This is a genomic window from Candidatus Pelagibacter sp. (genome assembly GCF_052049815.1).
GTDB lineage: Bacteria > Pseudomonadota > Alphaproteobacteria > Pelagibacterales > Pelagibacteraceae > Pelagibacter.
Genome location: NZ_JBNGZG010000054.1, coordinates 1 through 5,149 on the forward strand (window position 1 = coordinate 1; position 5,149 = coordinate 5,149).

At 27.3% G+C, this 5,149-nt stretch carries 5 protein-coding genes; all 5 read left to right on the forward strand.

From position 1 onward, the window contains the following. Window positions 1–47 precede the first annotated feature (47 nt). The 5 genes from ACTT9D_RS06670 (at window position 48) to ACTT9D_RS06690 (ending at window position 4,724) form a co-directional block, all read left to right on the forward strand. The gene (locus tag ACTT9D_RS06670; RefSeq protein ID WP_440931003.1) at window positions 48–473 is read left to right on the forward strand and encodes a PaaI family thioesterase; all 426 of its coding nucleotides are present in this window, start codon (window positions 48–50) and stop codon (window positions 471–473) included. Window positions 474–684: 211 nt separating this feature from the next. Continuing rightward, on the forward strand, window positions 685–3,168 hold the full coding sequence (locus ACTT9D_RS06675) for a helicase-related protein (RefSeq protein ID WP_440931004.1): 2,484 nt from the start codon (window positions 685–687) through the stop codon (window positions 3,166–3,168). After that, window positions 3,168–3,581: a TerB family tellurite resistance protein gene (locus tag ACTT9D_RS06680; protein WP_440931005.1), complete on the forward strand. Its 414-nt coding sequence runs from the start codon at window positions 3,168–3,170 to the stop codon at window positions 3,579–3,581. Before ACTT9D_RS06675 ends, ACTT9D_RS06680 begins: the two co-directional genes overlap by 1 nt. Next, window positions 3,578–3,907 carry a ferredoxin FdxA gene (fdxA, locus tag ACTT9D_RS06685; protein ID WP_440931006.1) on the forward strand — a complete coding sequence of 110 codons (330 nt, stop codon included), beginning with the start codon at window positions 3,578–3,580 and terminating at the stop codon, window positions 3,905–3,907. Before ACTT9D_RS06680 ends, fdxA begins: the two co-directional genes overlap by 4 nt. Next, window positions 3,876–4,724 carry a CarD family transcriptional regulator gene (locus ACTT9D_RS06690; protein ID WP_440931007.1) on the forward strand — a complete coding sequence of 283 codons (849 nt, stop codon included), beginning with the start codon at window positions 3,876–3,878 and terminating at the stop codon, window positions 4,722–4,724. The genes fdxA and ACTT9D_RS06690 overlap by 32 nt, the downstream gene beginning before the upstream one ends. Window positions 4,725–5,149 lie beyond the last annotated feature (425 nt).

A 5,149-nucleotide genomic window follows, 5' to 3' on the forward strand; every position in this document is an offset into this window, starting at 1 on the left:
TTTAGTAATTATTATTTTAACATTTATTTTATAAAAATTTATTTTTTATGTCAGAAAAATACGATCAAATAAGTACCAAACCTGGATTTATGAAACATAATGGGGGCGTTTTGTTTCGTAATGTTTCTGATATTAAATATGAATTTAAATCAAAAATTAATGAAAATCACCTAAATGTTGCCGGAATAACACATGGAGGATATTTAGCTGCGTTGATAGATGCTGGAGCAGGAACCGCGGCTCATAGAGTTTCAAACAATGCCCCGTGTGTAACAATTTCTTTAGAGTTGAAATATATTAGTCCGTCAAAAATTGGAGATGAAATCATTGGTACTGTAAATATCTTAAAAAAAACTAAGACACTTGTTTTTTTAAATTGTGAACTTAAATGTAGAGAAAATATAATTGCATCTGCAAGTGGTGTATGGAAAATTCTAAAGATTGAACCCTCTGATTTAGGCCCAGGTGGTTAGTCTATTTGATATTTAGATAATTAAGTTTTTTGGAGCTCTACTTATTCCATATTTATGATTTTAAAAGTTTTTAATAAATAGTCTTTATTTAAAATCAAAAGAAAGAATGAGAACATTTAAATTAATGATTCGGCCATGTTTTAGTCTATTTTTGTTCTTTTTGACTAACTATATCTAGTATAAGAAAAAATTAGTATACCAAAGATAGAAAATGAAAAAAAATAAAATTACTGCTATTCTTGGTCCTACAAATACTGGAAAAACCCATCTGGCAATCGAAACGATGCTTTCTTTTGAAAGTGGAATAATAGGCTTTCCACTCAGACTTTTAGCAAGGGAAGTTTATGAAAAAGTGATTAAAAAAATAAACTTAGATAAAGTCGCCTTAATTACTGGAGAGGAAAAGATAATCCCACCTAATGCAAAATATTTTTTATGCACGGTAGAATCTATGCCAATAGATAAGTTGGTAGATTTTGTAGGTGTTGACGAAATACAAATGTGTGCGGACCACGAAAGAGGTCATATTTTCACTGATCGTTTACTTAATATGAGAGGTGAAAAATTAACAATGCTAATGGGATCAAATACTATAAAGAATATCATTTCAAAACTTGACGATGATATTGAATTTGTAAATAGAGAAAGATTGTCAAAATTAACTTACACAGGTCATAAAAAAATATCCAGAATTAATAGAAAAACAGCAATTATAGCTTTTTCTGCAGAAGAAGTTTATGCAATTGCTGAGCTTATTAGAAGACAAAAGGGAGGTGCGGCTGTTGTAATGGGATCGTTGAGCCCAAAAACTAGAAATGCTCAAGTAGAACTTTATCAATCTGGTGACGTAGATTTTTTAGTTGCTACAGACGCTATTGGTATGGGTATCAACATGGATCTTGATTACGTTTATTTTTCAAATTTAAAAAAATTTGATGGAAAAAAATTAAGAAAACTAAATTTATCTGAGATAGGTCAAATTGCTGGAAGAGCAGGTAGATATTTAAACAACGGAAGCTTTGGTATTACGGGTGAGTGTAAAGAAATAAGTGCAGAAGAAGTTGATTTAATTGAAAATCATAAATTTGAAGAAATCAGAACTTTATTTTGGAGAAATTCAAATTTGAATTTTAATAATTCATTTTCTTTACTTAAATCTTTAGAACAAAAACCGTACCAAGATTGGTTAAGAAAAATTCATGAGTGTGAAGATGAAAGAGCTTTAAAATTTTTTTTAAAGGACAAAAATCTAGAAAAAGTAAATATGAACGAAAAAACTCTCAGACTCTTATGGGAGTGTTGCCAAATACCTGATTTTGTAAAAAAAACTTATGGCAATCACTATGAAGTTATTGGAAGTGTATTTAAATTTTTAAATAGTGAAAAAGGAAAAATTTCTAATGAATATATGAGAATTCAGCTCATGAAATTAGATAAATTAGAAGGAAATGTCGATTCTTTATCAAATAGAATTGCAAATGTTCGAACTTGGTCTTATGTTTCAAATAAAAATAATTGGATTGAAAATCAAGACTACTGGATAGAAAAAACAAAAAACTTAGAAGACAAATTATCAGATAGACTACATGAAGAGCTTACAAAGACATTTATCGATAAAAGAGCAAGTGTTCTTGCAAGAGGATTAAAACAGGATATGGAATTTAAAACAGAAATACTTCAAAATAATGATGTAAAAATTGATAATCATTATATTGGTAAAATAAATGGACTTAAACTTGAGTTGGACCTAAAACAAGGAGCTCTTGAGACGGATATAAAATCATTAAAGAAAGCTGCAAGACAGTCTGTTAGTCCAGAACTTGAAAAAAGAATAGACAATATAATTGAAACAAAAATTATTGAGCTTTCGAATGACACAAAGATTTATTGGAACAAGTTTCCAATTGCAAAAATAATACCTGGTAAAGATTATCTAACACCAAATTTAGAGATAATTGTTGATGAAATGTTAGAACAAAAACAAAGGCAAAAGTTAATTGATTTTTTAAAGAAATGGTTAAGCGAAAAAATTAACCTTGAATTAAAAAGTTTAATAGATCTAAGAAATATAAATCAAAAAAACTCTTCAATAAAAGCTTTGGCATATCAATTGTATGAAAATAATGGTGTTCTTAAAAGAGATCAAGTTTCGGATTATTTAAAAAGTTTAGGGCAAGAAGAAAGAAAAATTTTAAGAGAAATTGGAGTAAAATTTGGGAGATATCATATTTATTTATTTAAACTCATTAAGCCAGAAGCTGTAAAGTTAAGAACTTTGTTGTGGAAAAATTTTCATCAAAAATACTTCAAACTAAATCCACCAACATTTGGATTAAATTTTATTGAAGACAAAGAAAAACAAAATAAAAACTTTATGTTGTTGTGCGGTTTTGAAAAATTTGACAACTTTTTTGTTAGAATTGACATTCTTGAAAGATTGTTCATGCAAATAATAAATACAAACACAGAACAAAAAAAAGAAATTAAGGTTGTTCCAGAAATGCTAAATTTGTTGGGATGTAATAAAGAAAACTTTGTTAGTCTTTTAAAAAAAATGAATTATGTTATTACAAAAAAAGATGAGGAATTTTATTTCAAATACAATCCATCTAAAAATAGAAGGAGCTTTAATAAAAAGATCATCTCTAAAGAAAACCCTTTCAACATTTTAAAAAATTTAGATTTAAATAGATAATGTTTTTTAAAAAAGGAGATAAAAAAGAAGTTATTCCTCTAATTAAAATTGGTTCTTTATTGATACATGCGGCTAAAATTGATGAACATTATTCTAATGAAGAGGAAGAAATAATAAAAAAAACACTTGTTTCTCTGGGTGCAAAAAAAGAGGATATTGATGATTTAATTGAGATTTCAATTAAAGAAGAGGAAAATTCAAATCAAATACTTGAATTTACAAAAGAAGTAAAAAATTTACCTGAAATAGATAAAACTAAGATTATCGAAGCACTATGGCAAATAATTTATTCAAATCAAAATGCTGACATTTATGAAACAAATTTAATGAGAAGACTTGCTGGTCTTTTATATATTGACAGTAAGACAATGGGGGATATTAAAGAAAAAATTAAAAAGGAATATTCTAAATGACTTACATCGTTAATGATAAATGCATTAAATGTAAATTAATGGATTGTGTTGAGGTTTGTCCTGTCGACTGTTTTTATGAGGGGAAAAATATGCTTGTAATTAAGCCTGATGAGTGTATAGATTGTGGCGTTTGCGAGCCTGAATGCCCTGTTGATGCAATTACGGCAGATACAGAACTAGGTAGCGAAAAATGGTTGGATTTAAATAAAAAGTATTCTGAAATTTGGCCTAATATTAATGAAAAAAAAGATCCACCTGAGGATCATGAAAAATTTAAAGATGTAAAAGATAAATATGAAAAATATTTTAAAGAAAATCTTGAATAAAAAGTCATCAAAAAAAGTAGTAAAAAAAACAAAAACAAAAGTGAAAGCTAAATCGAAGGCTAAAAAGGTTGTAGCAAAAAAAACAAAAAAGATTTCAAAAATAAAGCCTAAAAAAACTGTAAAAAAAACAGAAGAAAAAATAGAGAATAATTCCTCGGATGGATTAAGAATTTCTAAATCGAATGAAATAAAACCAGAAATTAAGAAAGTTAAAAAACAAGAAACTGAAAAAAGAGAATATAAAGTTAAAGATTATGTGGTTTATCCAAAACATGGTGTTGGACAAATTACAGAATTTAAAAAAATCAGTATCGGTGGAATTGACGTTGAAACATATGTAATCAAATTTGAAAAAGATAAAGCCAATGGAATGGTTCCTATAAACAAACAATCACATCTAAGACCTCTTGCAACAATTAATCAAGTTAATAAATGTATTTCAATTTTAAAAAGTAAGCCAAAAATTAAAAGATCTATGTGGAGTAGAAGAGCTCAAGAATATGAGGCAAAAATTTCCTCTGGTAAAATATATGAGTTGGCGGAAGTAGTAAGAGATCTGAATAAAGGTGACGATCTAATGGTAGATCAATCTTATTCTGAGAGACAATTATTTGAAAAAGCTTATGAAAGAATGCAGTCTGAATTTCAGATTATATTAAATTTGTCAGTCGAAGATACCCAAAAAAAATTAGATAAGGCTTTAAAAAGAAATACAACTGTTCAATCTAAGCCTGAAACATCCGAAAATAAGAACCCAACTGTTAAAATGCCAATGGAGGAACCTATTGGTGATGAAGAAGATCCAATAGAAGAATAAAAAAAAACGCCTCTCACACGTAAATCGTTATGAGAAGCGTTTTTGTTTAAGAATACTAAGAGACTATCTTCTTCTCTTTTTAGCCTTTTTCTTAGCTTTTTTCTTAGCTTTTTTCTTAGTCTTCTTTGCCGCTTTTTTTCTTTTCTTAGGCATCTTTAGCTCCCTTTTTTTAATTAACGAATCAAAATGATTCGCTCTTAACTTATTTTTATTTTTTTATGACACCTATGTCAATTGTTTAATTAAAACCAAAATTTTTAAAAAGTTTTTTATTTTTAAAAATTTTTTTTATTTTTTTTATTTGTAAAAAAGTAAGTGTTTATGCGAATAATAACTTATTATTTTAATAAAGTTTTTCTAATTGCTCTTTGTATTTTTTTATTATTTTAAATCTTTTTAATTTTAATGTTGGTGTCATCATTTCG